General features: G+C 63.8%; 14 protein-coding genes. 3 read left to right on the top strand and 11 right to left on the bottom strand.

All coding sequences use genetic code 11. The features are described from left to right. Positions 1-136: 136 nt before the first annotated feature. From glnA to BLW48_RS33795, 9 genes are all read right to left on the bottom strand, one after another. Complete coding sequence (gene glnA / locus BLW48_RS33835) at positions 137-1,552, bottom strand: type I glutamate--ammonia ligase (RefSeq protein WP_093050193.1); 1,416 nt, start codon at positions 1,550-1,552, stop codon at positions 137-139. Positions 1,553-1,698: 146 nt separating this feature from the next. Then, positions 1,699-2,499, bottom strand: a complete 801-nt coding sequence (locus BLW48_RS33830; RefSeq protein WP_177142504.1) for a competence/damage-inducible protein A — start codon at positions 2,497-2,499, stop codon at positions 1,699-1,701. Continuing rightward, positions 2,496-3,386: an EI24 domain-containing protein gene (locus BLW48_RS33825; protein ID WP_093050187.1), complete on the bottom strand. Its 891-nt coding sequence runs from the start codon at positions 3,384-3,386 to the stop codon at positions 2,496-2,498. Before BLW48_RS33825 ends, BLW48_RS33830 begins: the two co-directional genes overlap by 4 nt. A 50-nt stretch (positions 3,387-3,436) precedes the next feature. Continuing rightward, positions 3,437-4,411 carry a sterol desaturase family protein gene (locus tag BLW48_RS33820; protein ID WP_093180052.1) on the bottom strand — a complete coding sequence of 325 codons (975 nt, stop codon included), beginning with the start codon at positions 4,409-4,411 and terminating at the stop codon, positions 3,437-3,439. Between the two features lie 13 nt (positions 4,412-4,424). Beyond that, positions 4,425-5,237 (bottom strand): polysaccharide deacetylase family protein, encoded by an 813-nt coding sequence (locus BLW48_RS33815; protein ID WP_093180050.1) that lies wholly within the window; start codon positions 5,235-5,237, stop codon positions 4,425-4,427. After that, positions 5,221-6,231: a YncE family protein gene (locus tag BLW48_RS33810; protein ID WP_093082778.1), complete on the bottom strand. Its 1,011-nt coding sequence runs from the start codon at positions 6,229-6,231 to the stop codon at positions 5,221-5,223. The genes BLW48_RS33815 and BLW48_RS33810 overlap by 17 nt, the downstream gene beginning before the upstream one ends. Before the next feature lie 82 nt (positions 6,232-6,313). Next, positions 6,314-7,063: a pseudouridine synthase gene (locus BLW48_RS33805; protein WP_093180071.1), complete on the bottom strand. Its 750-nt coding sequence runs from the start codon at positions 7,061-7,063 to the stop codon at positions 6,314-6,316. Positions 7,064-7,124: 61 nt separating this feature from the next. Beyond that, positions 7,125-8,861, bottom strand: coding sequence for a gamma-glutamyltransferase (gene ggt / locus BLW48_RS33800; RefSeq protein WP_093180049.1), 1,737 nt, complete (start codon positions 8,859-8,861; stop codon positions 7,125-7,127). Between the two features lie 53 nt (positions 8,862-8,914). After that, positions 8,915-10,510 (bottom strand): class I SAM-dependent methyltransferase, encoded by a 1,596-nt coding sequence (locus BLW48_RS33795; RefSeq protein WP_093180047.1) that lies wholly within the window; start codon positions 10,508-10,510, stop codon positions 8,915-8,917. Positions 10,511-10,830: 320 nt separating this feature from the next. Between BLW48_RS33795 and BLW48_RS33790 the strand changes: the two genes are divergently transcribed. From BLW48_RS33790 to BLW48_RS33775, 3 genes are all read left to right on the top strand, one after another. Beyond that, positions 10,831-11,124, top strand: a complete 294-nt coding sequence (locus BLW48_RS33790; RefSeq protein ID WP_256331065.1) for a hypothetical protein — start codon at positions 10,831-10,833, stop codon at positions 11,122-11,124. A gap of 396 nt (positions 11,125-11,520) precedes the next feature. Beyond that, complete coding sequence (locus BLW48_RS35980) at positions 11,521-12,183, top strand: helix-turn-helix domain-containing protein (RefSeq protein ID WP_256331064.1); 663 nt, start codon at positions 11,521-11,523, stop codon at positions 12,181-12,183. Between the two features lie 67 nt (positions 12,184-12,250). After that, entirely contained in the window at positions 12,251-12,985 is a 735-nt protein-coding gene (locus BLW48_RS33775; protein ID WP_093180044.1) for a hypothetical protein, read from the top strand. Between the two features lie 152 nt (positions 12,986-13,137). Here BLW48_RS33775 and BLW48_RS33770 read toward each other — a convergent pair whose 3' ends face one another. Together BLW48_RS33770 and BLW48_RS33765 are read right to left on the bottom strand one after the other, a co-directional pair. Beyond that, on the bottom strand, positions 13,138-13,356 hold the full coding sequence (locus tag BLW48_RS33770) for a DUF7336 domain-containing protein (RefSeq protein WP_218137565.1): 219 nt from the start codon (positions 13,354-13,356) through the stop codon (positions 13,138-13,140). Positions 13,357-13,608: 252 nt separating this feature from the next. Beyond that, positions 13,609-14,007, bottom strand: coding sequence for a hypothetical protein (locus BLW48_RS33765; protein ID WP_093180041.1), 399 nt, complete (start codon positions 14,005-14,007; stop codon positions 13,609-13,611). Positions 14,008-14,260 lie beyond the last annotated feature (253 nt).

The following is a 14,260-nucleotide window of genomic DNA, read 5'->3' as shown; positions in this document are numbered from 1 at the left end:
GGCGACAAAGGTGCATTTTCGTGCAATTCGATGCCACCAGTGACAAGATGTTCCACTCCATTGAAAAAGGACGGCCGTGGCCGTCCTTTTTCATTACATCCCCGCCAATGGATTGGTGAGGTTGTACTTCGCTCGATTACAGCGAGTAGTACATGTCGAACTCGACCGGATGGGTCGCCATGCGGAAGCGCGTGACTTCCTGCATCTTCAGATCGATGTACGCATCGATGTACGCATCGGTGAACACGCCGCCCTTGGTCAGGAACGCACGGTCTTTGTCCAGGTATTCCAGGGCTTGGTCGAGGCTGTGGCAGACGGTCGGGATCAGCGCGTCTTCTTCCGGCGGCAGGTGGTACAGGTCCTTGCTGGCGGCTTCGCCCGGATGGATCTTGTTTTCCACGCCGTCGAGACCGGCCATCAGCAGCGCAGCGAAGCCGAGGTACGGGTTCATCAGCGGATCGGGGAAGCGCGCTTCGACGCGGCGGCCCTTCGGGTTGGCCACGAACGGGATGCGGATCGAGGCCGAGCGGTTCTTGGCCGAGTAGGCCAGCTTCACCGGGGCTTCGAAGCCAGGCACCAGGCGCTTGTAGCTGTTGGTGCCGGGGTTCGTGATGGCGTTCAGGGCACGGGCGTGCTTGATGATGCCGCCGATGTAGTGCAGGGCGAAGTCCGAGAGACCTGCATAGCCGTCGCCGGCGAACAGGTTCTTGCCGTCCTTCCAGACCGACTGGTGCACGTGCATGCCGGAGCCGTTGTCGCCGACGATGGGCTTGGGCATGAAGGTGGCGGTCTTGCCGTAGGCGTGGGCCACGTTGTGGATCACGTACTTCTGCAACTGGACCCAGTCGGCGCGCTGGACCAGCGTGCTGAACTTGGTGCCGAGTTCCATCTGGCCGGCGTTGGCCACTTCATGGTGATGCACTTCGACCGGGATGCCGAGCGATTCGAGCACCAGGCACATTTCCGAGCGCATGTCCTGGAAGCTGTCGACCGGGGGAACCGGGAAATAGCCGCCCTTGACTGCCGGACGATGGCCGGTGTTGCCGTGCTCGTATTCCTTGTCGGTGTTCCACGAGGCTTCTTCGGAGTCGATCTTCACGAAGCAGCCCGACATGTCGTTCTTCCAGCGGACGCCGTCGAACACGAAGAATTCGGGTTCCGGACCGAAGAAGGCGGTGTCACCCAGGCCCGAAGCCTTCATGTATGCCTCGGCGCGCTTGGCGAGCGAACGCGGATCGCGCTCGTAGGCCTTGCCGTCGGCGGGGTCGATCACGTCGCAGGTCAGGATCAGCGTCGTTTCTTCGAAGAAGGGGTCGATGTTGGCGGTGTTCGGGTCGGGCATGAGCTGCATGTCCGAAGCTTCGATCCCCTTCCAGCCAGCGATGGACGAGCCGTCGAATGCGTGGCCCGAGGTGAATTTGTCTTCATCGAAAGCCGAGACCGGCACGGTCACGTGCTGCTCTTTGCCACGGGTGTCGGTGAAGCGGAAGTCGACGAACTTGACCTCGTTTTCCTTGACGAGCTTGAGTACATCGGCGACGGTCTTTGCCATCAGTTTCTCCTGAGTTGGATGGTGGTTAGGAATACAGGGACGAGGGATGCAGTTTCTGTGCCATTGTCACCTCACTCGATGAGGCTTTAGTGGCCGCCGCAAACCCCAAATGAAGGCGGAATTTCACCAAAATGGTGCGTTCAGTATTAACGCACCAATTCTGGACCAAGCTTGGCATCAAAGGTGTGCAACCCTTCGATCAGCTGGACATAGGCGGCATCGAGCCGGCCGGGGTCACCCTTGACGCCCAGCTCGATGTGGCGGCCGTATTCGGGGTGATCGACACTCGGCAGGCTGAACACCTTGATGCCGGCGTGGGTGGCCTCGATGGCCTGCATGAGCGGCGTCAGCGTGGCTTCCATGGCACCGAAAACGATCACCGACTTCTCGGCGACGGCATTACGGGTAAACAGTTCGGCGTAACGGCCGTCGAGCACGGACTCGATCATCGGCCAGGCCATGACGGGAAAGCCCGGCACGAAGTGCACGTCGCCAACGCTGAAGCCGGGGATCTTGTTGTACGGGTTGTAGATGAGCGTGGCGCCTTGCGGAAACACGCCCATGTTGAGCCGGTGCACGTTGTCGGAGCGGTTGGGCTCGTAGGGCACGCCCTGCTCACGCGCGGTGTCCTGCATGCGCTCGCGGATCAGCAGCTCGGCCTCGGGGTGCAGCGCCAGCGGCACGCCCAGCGCCTTGGCGGCGCACTGGCGGGTGTGGTCGTCGGGCGTGGCGCCAATGCCACCGGTCGAGAAGACGATGTCGCCCGAGGCGAAGGCGCGCGCCAGCGCGGCCGTGATGCGCGCGGGCTCGTCGCCCACGTATTCGGCCCAGCTCAGCTGCAGGCCGCGCGCGGCGAGCAGCTCGATGACCTTGGCCATGTGCTTGTCGGCCCGCTTGCCGGAAAGGATCTCGTCACCGACGACGATGAGACCGAATGCGCGTGTCATGGTGAACCCCATTGGGAAAGAGCGGCCTTGCTGGCCTCTTCGGCTTCGAGGGCCGGTGTTGTGCCGTTGGCGGCCGATGCCTCGGCCACCGCGCGCTGGGCACGCAGCCGCGCGAGCGCGTCGAGGCAGTAGTGAGCGAACCAGAGCGCCGAGAAGGCGAAGACCAGTGTGTAGATCCAGATGGCGATCGGCACCAGCACGAAGAAGGCGGCGGCGAACAGCAGGCCCGATGCCCAGACGATGCTGGGCGCCGCGCCCAGGTAGCCGCACAGCACGCCGATGCACAGCAGCGGCAGCCGGTGCGCGCGCAGCAGCGCGGCGCGCTCCTCGGGGCTGGCGTGCTCGGCCAGCGCATCGAAGCTCATCACGCGGTAGGTGAGCCAGCCCCAGATCAGCGGCGGCAGGATCAGCACCAGCGGCGGTATGAGCCACAGCGGCATCGACACCACGAGGGCGATCAGCGCCAGGATGGTGACGCCGAGCGAACGCGCGACGCTGCCGAAGAACGAAGCGCCCTTTTTCTGCTCGAGCGAGGGAAAGCGCCGCTCGCCCACGAGCTTGGTCAGCGCAGGCGCCATGAAGCCGGCCACGATCAGCAGGCAGACCACCACGATCAGCGGCGTGGCGGCGAACACCACGACCAGGGACGCCAGCGCGAAAGTGACGTCACCCGAAAAAAGACGGCCGATCCAGGCCCAGAAGCTCGACAGCAGCGGCCAGGCATCGAGCGCGCCGCGTGTCCAGGTCACGGCGGAGTCCCAGTAGAAATAACCGAGCCCCGCGGCCAGCACCACCATCAACCCCAAAGGAAGCAGCGACAGCACGATCACGCGCGGCAGCATGCAATAGGCGACCGCGCGCCAGAAGGAGTCGAGGAGCAGGCGCATTGAGCAGCGAGGATAACGCCTCGGACGAGCCGTTCAGGGGCCGGAGCCCCTCAACCGCGACCGACCATTCGCTTCAGGCCGAGCCACTGCTGGGCCCAGAAACCGCGCCCGTATTCGCGCACGCGGCCATCGGCGCTGGGTTCGACCTGGTCGCGGATGCCGGTCGGGTCGTAGCGGTCCTCGAAGTTGGCGGTGCGAAACAGCATGTCCCACCAAGGCAGCAGCACGCCGAAGTTGTGGCCGCCGAGCGTGCTCCTGCCGTTCGATTCGTGCCCCAGCCCGATGCTGTGGTGCAACCGGTGGAAACGCGGGCTGATCCACAGCCGCTCGCCGATGGCGCCGAAGCTCAGCCGCAGGTTGGCGTGCTGCAGGCTTTCGCTGAGCTGCGTGAAGGCGACGAAGGCGATGAACTGCCCCGGCGCGACGCCGATCAGCTGCGCCACGATGACGATCAGCGTGTCGTGGACGATGTCGTCGAGCAGGTGGTTGCGGTCGTCGCTCCACATCGTCATCTGGCGCTGCGAGTGGTGCAGCGAGTGCAGGCCCCACCACCAGTTGAACTGGTGCTGGCCGCGGTGGATCCAGTAGCCGACGAAGTCGAGCACCACCAGGTAAATGGCGAAGGCGACCACCGGCACATCGGTCACGCCGGGCCACACTTCGTCGAGGTGGAAGGTGCCCCACCCCGCCGTGCGCAGGCTGCCCATCGCATCGTCGAAGAAGGGCTGCAGCGTGAAGAAGATCGCCAGCCGGAACAGGCCGAGCCGGTGAATCAGCGTGTAGAGCATGTCGATGCGGATCGCGTGGCGGTCGACCACCGGCTCCACCGATCGCCAGCGCTGCAGCGGCCCGATGATCGCCAGCAGCACCAGGATCTGGATGACGCCGACCAGCAGCCAGCCGGTCGCGTCGAAGGCATCCTCGGTCCAGCCGCCGAGGCCGACGGCGTAGACCAGCGGCTGCACGGCGGCCTCGAAGAACCAGCCCTGCATGGCGGAAAAAGCGTCTGTCAGCCAATCGATCACGGCGAAAACTCGTTCAGGGGTGAGATGCAATCCAGGCGCGGAAGTCCGGGTGCTGGCGCAGTGTCTGGAAGCAGAAGCCCTTGGCCTTGAGCCCGACGATCAGCGGCTCGAGGTTGGCCGGAGCCCATGGGTCCTTGCGCGACCAGATACCCAGGTGCGCGAGCAGGATGTCGCCGGGGCGAATGGTGTCGAGCGCCTGCGTCAGCAGTTTGGCGTTGCTGAATTTCTCGCTCGGCAGCTCATCGCCGAGAAAGCCGGCGGGCGCCCAGCCGACGTACTTGTAGCCACAGCCTTCGGCGGCGGCCAGCAGCGCGGGCGAGGTCTTGCCGCCCGGCGCGCGGTACAGCGGCAGCGGCTTCTTGCCGGTGATGGCGGCCAGCCGGTCGGACGACTTGCGGATGTTGGCGCAGTACTCGGCCGCGCTCCAGGTCGATTCCTTGCCGTCCTGCGGGCCTGCCGAGGGCTTGATGCGGAAGCTCGGCGGCGTGCTCTTGACGTCGGCGCGCCAGTACGCGTGGTCGTAGGTGTGCGATCCGAACTCGTTGCCTTCGGCCGCCCTCGCCTTCCACCAGGGCGCCCAGTGGTCGTCGAGGCTGTCGCCATCGGTCTGGGTGCGCTCGGCGGCGGCGAAGAAGGTGACGCGCACGTCCTGCCGCTTGAGCACGTCGGCCACCAGCGGAGCGACGCCCATGTGGCCGGTGTCGAAGGTCAGGTAGACGGGCTTTTCGCAGGTGGCGCCCGGTGTCGCCCCCCAGGCGACGGGAGCCACGACTCCGACCAGCGACAGCGCGAGGGCCGCGCCGATGCGGCTAGATGCGCTTGGCATGATCGAGCGTCCAGACGCCATGCGGCGAACGGCCGACATTCACCTGCCGCACGACCTTGTTGCTGGCCAGGTCGACCACGCTGAGCTTCTTGATCCAGCGCGAGGTCACGTACAGGGTCTTGCCGTCGGCTGACAGGTCCATGCAGTCGGGACCGCCGGGCACGGGATAGGTCGCGATGACCTTCAGCGTCGCCAGGTCGATGCGGCTGATGGTGTTGGCCACGCGGTTGCTCACGAACACGCTCTTGCCGTCGCCGGCCGAGCGGAAGGCGTGGGCGCCCTTGCCGGTGGGGATCTTGCCGACCAGCTTGGGCTCGGCGCCCGCCACGTCGAACACCTGCACGCCGTCGCTGCCGGTCAGGCCCACCAGCAGGGTCTTGTCGTTGTGCACGCCGAAGATGTCGGCCGGCATGGTGCCGGTGGCAACGCGCCACTTGACTGTTTGCGTGGGCAGGTCGACGGCGATCATCTCGTCGCTGTCCTGCATCGTCACGTAGGCGATGGTGCTGGTGTTGTCGATCCAGATGTGGCTGGGCGTCTTGCCGCTGGCGATGCGCTTGGCCAGCTTCAGGTCTTTGCCGTCCCAGCGGTAGATGTCGACGTGGTTCAGGCGGTTGCCGGCCGTGACAAACCACTTCATGTCGCGCGAGAACTGCAGCTGGTACGGATCGATGATGCCATAGACCACGCGCTGCACTTCCGCCGTGCGGGGGTTCAGGAAAGTCAGCGAATCGCCCGCCGAATTGGCCACGATGACCGACTTTTCGTCCGGCGTCATGTAGATGTGGTGCGGCTCCTTGCCGGTGGCAATGCGCTGTTTTTCCGTCCAGTCGACGGGATTGATCACGCTCACGCTGGCGTCCAGCGAGTTGAGCACGAAGATCGGGGGAAGTTCGGCCGGCGCGGCGGCGGCGGCGGGGAATGCCGCCATGGCCGTCAGACAGGAAAACAGGAAAGCCGCGATGCGGCCGTTCGGTCGAGCAGGGAGTCGCAAGGGAAGGTTCCGGGAGAGAGCTTGGCGAGATTAACGGTCGAGCCTTAGGACTGGCTGACCGTCAGGGGGCGCTTTGTTCCGCTTATTTCGGCGGTTTGGCCGGTTTGGCCGGCGCGCGCAGGGCGGCAACCTGGTCGGCGGTCAGCCAGCGCCACTGCCCCGGCGCAAGGTCGTCAGGCAGCGCCAGGTCGCCGATGCGCGAGCGGTGCAGCCCCTCGACCCGGTTTCCGACCGCGGCCAGCATGCGCTTGACCTGGTGGTACTTGCCCTCGGTGAGCGTGAGCCGCAGGTGCAGCGGGCTGTCGGATTCGCAGGCGGCGGCGCGCACGGGCTTCGGGTCGTCGTCGAGCACCACGCCGGCCAGCAGCTTGGCGATCTGCGCCTCGTCCACCGGATGCTTGGACGTTACCTCGTAGACCTTGGGCACGTGGTGCTTGGGGGAGCCCATCTTGTGGATGAACTGGCCGTCGTCGGTCAGCAGCAGCAGGCCGGTGGTGTCCTGGTCGAGCCGGCCAATGGCCTGCACGCCCTGCACCGCGCCCTTGTTGGGCCGCAGGCGCAGCGGCGACGGCAGCAGCGTGTAGATGCTCGGATAGGTCGAGGGCTTCTGCGAGCACTCGGTGCCGGCCGGCTTGTGCAGCATCAGGTAGGCCTTCTCGTGGTACGCCCACGCGGTGCCCTGGACTGTGTAGTGAAGACCCTCGGGGTCGAGATCGGCGAAGGGGTCGGTCACAGCCTGGCCCTCGATGGTCACGTGGCCTTGCTGGACGAGGCCCGCGCACACGCGCCGCGTGCCGAAGCCCTGGGTATAGAGGATGTCTTGCAGATGCATGAAAAATGAAAAAAGCGGCCGCGCCGACAAGGGCACGACCGCCTTCTAGTTTGCCGCAGGATCAGTAGCCTGCCGCCAGGCCCGTGTTGCGGCGCGGATCGTTGGCACCGTAGAAGCGGTTGTTGCCGACCGGCTTGCCGCCCAGCGAAGGCGCGCCGACGATGATGGCCGCGAGGTGGTTAGCCGGCTGCGGCACACCCAGGTTGTGGCCCATGTCGGTCAGGATCTTGCGCGTGTCGGGGCTCAGCGCGAAGGTCTCGACGTTGGTGACGTCGGGCAGCCATTGCTGGTGGAAGCGCGGAGCGTCCACCGCTTCCTGCACGTTCATGCCGTAGTCGACCACGTTCAGGATCGTGTGCAGCACGGCCGTGATGATGCGGCTGCCGCCGGGCGTGCCGACCACGAACACCGGCTTGCCGTCCTTCGACACGATGGTCGGGCTCATCGAGCTTAGCGGACGCTTGCCCGGGGCGATGGCGTTGGCCTCGCCCTGCACCAGGCCGTACATGTTGGGCACGCCGATCTTCGAGGTGAAGTCATCCATCTCGTTGTTCAGCAGCACGCCCGTCTTGGCGGCCGTGACCTTGGCGCCGAACCAGTCGTTCAGCGTGTAGGTCACGGAGACAGCATTGCCCCACTGGTCGGTGATCGAGTAGTGGGTGGTATTGCTGCCTTCATGCGGCGCGACACCAGGCTTGATGTCCTTGGAGACGCCGGCCTTCTTCGGATCGATGACGGCGCGGATCTTCTCGGCGTAGCCCTTGTCGAGCAGGCGGTCGAGCGGGTTCTTCACGAAGTCGGGGTCGCCCAGGTAGCTGTTGCGGTCCACGTAGGCGTGGCGCATGGCTTCGATCTGGTAGTGCACCGACTGGGCCGAGCGGAAGCCCAGGTCCTTGAGCGGATAGCCCTCGAGGATGTTGAGCATCTCGCAGATGATCACGCCGCCCGAGCTGGGAGGCGGCGCCGACACCACGCGGTAGCCGCGGTAGTCGCATTCGACGGGCGCGAGTTCGCGCGTCTTGTACTGATCGAGGTCGGCCTGGGTGATGATGCCCTTGCCGGCCTGGCTCGACGCCACGATGGCGCTGCCGACCCAGCCCTTGTAGAAGCCGTCGGGGCCCTTCGCGCTGATTTCCCTCAGCGTCTTCGCCAGGTCTTTCTGCACCAGCTTCTGGCCGACCTGGAAGGGCTGGCCCTTGTTCAGGAAGATCGCACCGGAGACCGGGTCTTTCTGGAAATCGGCGGTGGAGGTCCACAGCATGTCGATGTCGCCCTGCTCCAGCGCGAAGCCCTTGTCGGCCAGCTGGATCGAGGGGGCGATGAGGTCGGCGCGCTTCATGGTGCCGTACTTCTCGCGCGCGTACTCCATGCCCGAGACGGAACCGGGCACGCCCACGGCGAGGTGGCCATTGGTGCTCAGGCCCTTGATGACGTTGCCGTCCTTGTCGAGGTACATGTTGGCCGTGGCGGCCAGCGGTGCCTTCTCGCGGAAGTCGAGGAAGGTCTTGCGGCCGTCGGCCAGCTGCACGGTCATGAAACCGCCGCCGCCGAGGTTGCCCGCAGCGGGGTACACCACCGCCAGCGCGTAGCCCACGGCCACAGCCGCGTCGACGGCATTGCCGCCGCGCTTGAGCACGTCGACGCCGACCTTGCTCGCCAGGTGCTGCGCGCTCACGACCATGCCGTGCTCGGCAGCAACGGGCGCCACCGATGCGGCATTCGACGCGCCGGCCGCCGCCAGCGCGAGCACCGCCGCGACGGCAGCGCGCAGCTTCGGGGTCCAGTGAATTTGTTGCATGCAGGTATCTCCTCTTTGAGTGTGTTGAAGAAAAACGGTGATGTACGTACGGGTCAGCCCGTGAGCAGCGCCTTGCGGCGCAGGCCGTCGAGCGCCAGCGAGACTTGCTGGCGGGCGAATTCCCTGACTGCCAACGGGTCAGTCAGCGGCTTGTCGTCCTTGACGAAACGCAGGCGATCGCTTCGAACCTCCGCTTCGAGGTGCTCGGCCAGCGCGTCGTGCGAGTGCGTGCCGTCGAGCAGCGGCAGCAGGCTCTGTTCGAGCAGCGTCAGCACCACGGGCTCGTGCCACTGGTTGCAGGTGTTGGCGGTGGCGCCGACGCCCGACGCAAGACCCGAAGCGCCTCGCACCGCGGACAGCGCTTGCGGCAAACCGGAGACCACGTCGGCCGCGAACACCGGCGTGCGCCGGATGCGCAGGGCGCCGAGGATCAGCAGCTCCTCGAGCATCGCCATCGCGGCAGATTCGATGGCGGCCTGCGGCTGACCCGTGAGCCCGGAGGCGGCCTCGATGAGGGCCGACGCAGAGATCGATGCCGGATAACGCGTGTCGAGCAACTGCGCCACCGCCTTGTGCACCGGCAACCGCAGCGTGACCTTCAGGCCTCGCATTGCGCTGCAGGGCTGCTCGCGGGCATCGAGCATGAGCGCCCCACCGTCGTCGGCCCTGAAGATGCCGGCGAATTCGAGCGAGCGGATGCGCGCGGGGTCCAGCTTGTAGCGGATGTGCGCCGCTTGCGTCTGCTTGACCAGAAGGGTCTGGCGGAAGGTGCGGTTGACCAGGAAATCGAGGTACTGCTCCATCATGATCTGGCTGCCACCGCATTCGCGCAGCAGCGGATCGCGCACCTTGTCGCCGTAGTTCTGCACGAACATCGTGGACGGCTCAGCGTCGCACAGGTAGGCAAGGCCGTGGGCATCCGCTCGCGCCACGAACTCCTTGAAATAGCACGGCGCATTGCAGGGCTCGAGAAACTCGTGCAGCAGGTACGAGCTGTTGGCATTGCGCACGATCGGCATCGCCTCTTCGAGCGTCTTCTTGAGCACGCTGTCGGCGCGGGCCGACTGCTCGAGAAAGTCGAGCATGCCGCGCGCGTAAGACAGCTTTTCTTCCGGCGTGTCGCGCGGACCGCCGCGCAGGATCATCGCGTCGCGCACGATCTCGCGCGCCTTCCAGCCCGGGTACACGTTGTAGCTCACGTAGGCCACGCCGGTGGGCGCGAGATTTTCGGAGCAGATGCGCAGGATCGCGTCCTGCACCGGACCTGGCACCCAGCTGTAGACGCCGTGGCAGATGATGTAGTCGAACTGGCCGAACGAAGCGTCGATGTCCGCAAGGTTGAAGGCCTTGAGCTCGATGTTCGACAGCCCGGCGCGCCCGATGGCCGCCGCACCTTGCGCCACCTGCACCGGCGACAGATCGATGCCGATTGCACGCGCCTCGGGGTGGCGTGCCGCGAAGGGAATCAGGTTGCCGCCGGCCGCGCAGCCGAGCTCCAGCACACGGGCCTTCGCGGGAGGCGGAGCATCGAGCCCGAAGAGAAATGCCAGGGCTTCCAGATGCTCCATCGCTGACTGTGGAAACGGATGCGAGTCATAGGGCACCGTGTCGTAATAGCTGGTCAACTCGGAAGTCAGGGAATCCGGCACGGGCGTCCTTATCGGGATCTGGGCAGGCAGCTGGAAACTGCAGTGACTGCAATGTGACAGTGCTGGCCGACTATAGCCCCGCGTTCCGGCGAAAAAAAGCGGGCTTGCACAGGGCCTCGCGAACCGCGCATAAAAAAAGCCCAGCTGTGAGGCTGGGCTTGAAAGCCTATCTGCTTGGCATGCATCAAGGCCCCCGCACAGGTTGACCAGCGGGGGACGGTTTACCCGTCAAGGAGAAATTCGGATGGGTGGAAAAAACGATGTGTCCATGGGCATAGTCTACTGTATATTTGTACAGTCTTTTAACAAAGGATGCCGCCATGTCTCTTACCGAGGAAACAACCACCCCGCCCAATCATGCGCTCAAGGAAGCGCTGGCCTGGATCTCGAAGTTCGCACATGCATGGAAGGCCATCGAGCCTTCCCCGAGGAGCCTCAGCATCGACGGCTTCATCATCTGGGGGCCCGTGCTCTACGAAAAGCACAAGGGCGAAGATCCGGAGCAACTGGCGCGGCAATTGTTCGGCCAGTCCGGTAAGTACTTCAGTATCTCTATCCCGACCGCGGGCGGAGTTCGAACGATCCCGGTGGTCTTACTTAGAATGCCCCGATGAATTGGCGCACACTGCTTCCGCTTGCCCTGGTCCTCACCGGCTGCTCGACCCCCCCCAACGAGGTGACGCAAGTTCGCGAAGGCGTACTGCGTGCCATGACCTACGTTCAAGCCTCGGACTATTGCGACGCGCGAAGCAAGACGCCGCGTTGGCTTGGCAAGGCGCCTGCGGAGCAAGGTGTTTTGTTTCAGTGCTACTGAGTCCCGGAGCCTGATAACGCAGGGAACGTCTCAGCAGGGATCGCCTTGAAGAATACGGTGAAGCTGAGGGGATTTGAACCCTCGAAGAATCGCCCGCGAGGCCTTTATCCATGCGGGTTTCGGATTCAGGGCTTCGATTCGTGTGAGAAGTGAGTGAAACCTGTTCGCACCAAAATGCGGCGAGAGCACCAAGGATGTGGCCCGGTCCGGAATTAATACAATAGAATTCACTTCGGTAGCCCGCTGTTTTCTTCCTCCTCCCTCCTTAGGGCTACCCTTGCCCGCCTCGTGCGGGCTTTTTCATGGCTCTCATCCATGGTCGCCAGACTCGGCCCCGAGACGTGGCAGAGCGGCTCAAGGTGAGAGGCATCCCAAGGCCTCTCCTCCCGCTCGCCCCTCGTTCGGGCCCAGTTGGTCTACCTGCGCCGGCCGCCCACGTAGTGGCTGCCCTTGCCGCCACTGCTGCGTCCACCGACGCGCAGGCTGGAGCCAGGTGCAACTGGCAGAAGAAGTGGGCGTGTCCCAAAGCTCGATCAGGAACATCGAATCGGGCTTCAGGCAGCGGCCGCGGGAACTCGTGTCCATAGCCAGGGCGCTACGCGTCTCCCCGGAATGGCTGGAGACCGGCAAGGGGCCGAAGACCGAGCGGTCGCCGCTCAAGCTCGTCGGAGCTGATGCAGAGCCGTCAGTGCGGGCGCTGGTGGAGTACTTGGCCGAGATCGCCGCTCAGCAGCGGCCGACTCTTCGAAAGAATTTGGCCAACCTGCTGGTCGATCTGGTCGAGCATCCGGAGGACACAGCGCTCATCGAGCAGACCATCGCGGACATCGAGCGGTTCTTCTCTCCTCCCCACAAGTAGCAGGGTTCTTGCCCAAGCAGGCGCTGTAACGAAAAGTTATAGTCAGCAGCCTGAGAGGAGAGAGGAAATGAAGGCATTTGGAATCTTGGCCGCGGTCGTGGCCTTGACAGCATGTACTGCGCCGTTGCGACCCGAGGGGGTGCGGAACCTGGGCAATCAACACGTGCTGAAGAGCAACTACGAGGTTGGCAAACCGCTCACCGTGAATGTCGGCGACCCCATGGTGAAGGTCCAGGACTATTGGGAGGACTCTTTCGAAGAGCCATCCGCCACGCCCAACAAGTCATTCACGATGACCGGCGGCCCGGTGAACCTTGCTTTCCTAGAAGGGCAGAGCTACCAAGTAAAGGGGCGCATGGCTGTTGAGGGGAAAGACTACCAAGTAGTCGCGAATCAATCCAATCCCATCCAATACCAAGCGGCCCTTCTCGGCGATGATGGAAAGCTCCTTCCGCGAGTTGTTGCCACCAATCCCGGTATGAACGGCGATCACGTCATGGTGATCTACACACTGCAGATCTCCCCACCGGATGGCACACTCATTCGCCAGCCCAAGACGAGGGTGAACACCAACAAGGGATTCGTTAACTACGAAATATTGTTCACCGGCATCACGGACAGCGCGATCAACCTTACCTATCGCGAGTTCAGCCCTGAAGGCTTGGCGCGCGTGGCGTTCTTTCAGAACCTCACTTATCCACGCAACGCCTCAACCATCACGTTCCGGAACCTGAAGATGTCGATTGAGCAGGTGTCGGGCGACAACATCACCTTTCGAGTTCTAGAGGACAGGCGCACGTAGCACAAGGGACACCGAGCCCGAAGAATTCTTTACGTCGAGTCCGGCATTGGGTGAGGCCCATAGACCTGCATCCATTTGCCGAAGGAAGGCCGCCTGCGGGCGGCTTTTTTGTCACCGCCCATCCGAGACGATGTTCAAAGCTAGCGACTGGCTCATTGCATCGTGATGAATCCCTCTGTCCACGTTCTCTTGTCAACCTGATACTTGTCGATACTGAAGCCATCAGGCGCTTCCGAGAAACCTGGCAGCTTGCGGGCACTATCGATTGCGAGCGTCGCTTTCTCTTCTGACGAAAAAACTCCAAGCAACTTGACGTCCTCTTCGCCATCAGAAAGTTGATGCACGTGGTGGACAAGAAAAACATCAGTCATTTGCTTCATCCTTTTTCGGCGGATCGATAAATGTGCGGTCGCCCCATTTTCTGATCTTGTTGTGCTCAGATTTTGGACCTGTCTCATACGAGTCCCCGTACTTCCCGCCCAGCAAACGGTCAGCGAAGTCGAGGGGAAGAGGACGTCTTGCCCGCCGGGGTTCGGTCCTACCAGGGATAACCAACGCCCCTGAGCAGTACGCCTCTAGACGCGGTGCGACCAACGTTCGGACGACAGCGCGACATCGAACGACTACCACCGCCCGTCTAGCACGATCCTCGACACCTCCAGTCGCTGCGGCGCCGGGTAGAGCTCGAACTGCATCGCGACGTAGTCGGCACACTTGCTGAGCAGAGCCTCTCCGCTCTTGCTGTAGAGATCGGCGCACACCGTCAGTTCAAGCTGAGCGATGAAATCTCGTGGCCACCGCGTCGTTGCCTGAACGTGGTCGATGTGCCGCTTGACGGCTTCCGCAATGGCGATCACCGCCGTCTCATCCCACCCTCGTCTGCGAAAAGCCGGGGCTATCCACGCCTGGTCGAGTTCCACCTCCAACTCGACTTTCTCATCCGCTTCCGCGAAGGCATCGACGACCCACTGCAGGCTGAAAGATACGAAGCCGACAGCATCACCATCGGCGCGATCTGTCACCCTCCGCTTCCTCCAGCAGCTCGTCGTCGTCCCAGGCCACGGGCGTCACGGCATCTGGGTAGACAGGATCGATCGGCTTGGTCAGCCGGAGGAACAGAGGGTGGCGACGGCCGCGAGGTTCAGGCATGCGCTTTTCTAGCGCGGATCCTCGAAAAGCTGTAAGCGTCAGCTCACGGCCCTCTTGACCGCAGCTGAACGATCAGATGTCGAAGACCTGGCGCAGCATGTGGAATGGCACTCGCCATGAATGCCC

The organism is Variovorax sp. YR266, assembly GCF_900107295.1.
Lineage (GTDB): Bacteria > Pseudomonadota > Gammaproteobacteria > Burkholderiales > Burkholderiaceae_C > Variovorax.
Note: the sequence above shows the minus strand (reverse complement) of the source record. Positions and strands in the feature narration are given on the sequence as shown.

Excerpts from the sequence above, each read along its gene's own strand:
- BLW48_RS33805 (WP_093180071.1), bottom strand. The coding sequence starts at position 7,063 with ATGCATCTGCAAGACATCCTCTATACCCAGGGCTTCGGCACGCGGCGC.
- BLW48_RS33815 (WP_093180050.1), bottom strand. The coding sequence starts at position 5,237 with ATGCCAAGCGCATCTAGCCGCATCGGCGCGGCCCTCGCGCTGTCGCTG.
- BLW48_RS33770 (WP_218137565.1), bottom strand. The coding sequence starts at position 13,356 with ATGACTGATGTTTTTCTTGTCCACCACGTGCATCAACTTTCTGATGGC.
- BLW48_RS33775 (WP_093180044.1), top strand. The coding sequence starts at position 12,251 with ATGAAGGCATTTGGAATCTTGGCCGCGGTCGTGGCCTTGACAGCATGT.
- BLW48_RS33830 (WP_177142504.1), bottom strand. The coding sequence starts at position 2,499 with ATGACACGCGCATTCGGTCTCATCGTCGTCGGTGACGAGATCCTTTCC.
- ggt (WP_093180049.1), bottom strand. The coding sequence starts at position 8,861 with ATGCAACAAATTCACTGGACCCCGAAGCTGCGCGCTGCCGTCGCGGCG.
- BLW48_RS33790 (WP_256331065.1), top strand. The coding sequence starts at position 10,831 with ATGTCTCTTACCGAGGAAACAACCACCCCGCCCAATCATGCGCTCAAG.
- glnA (WP_093050193.1), bottom strand. The coding sequence starts at position 1,552 with ATGGCAAAGACCGTCGCCGATGTACTCAAGCTCGTCAAGGAAAACGAG.
- BLW48_RS33825 (WP_093050187.1), bottom strand. The coding sequence starts at position 3,386 with ATGCGCCTGCTCCTCGACTCCTTCTGGCGCGCGGTCGCCTATTGCATG.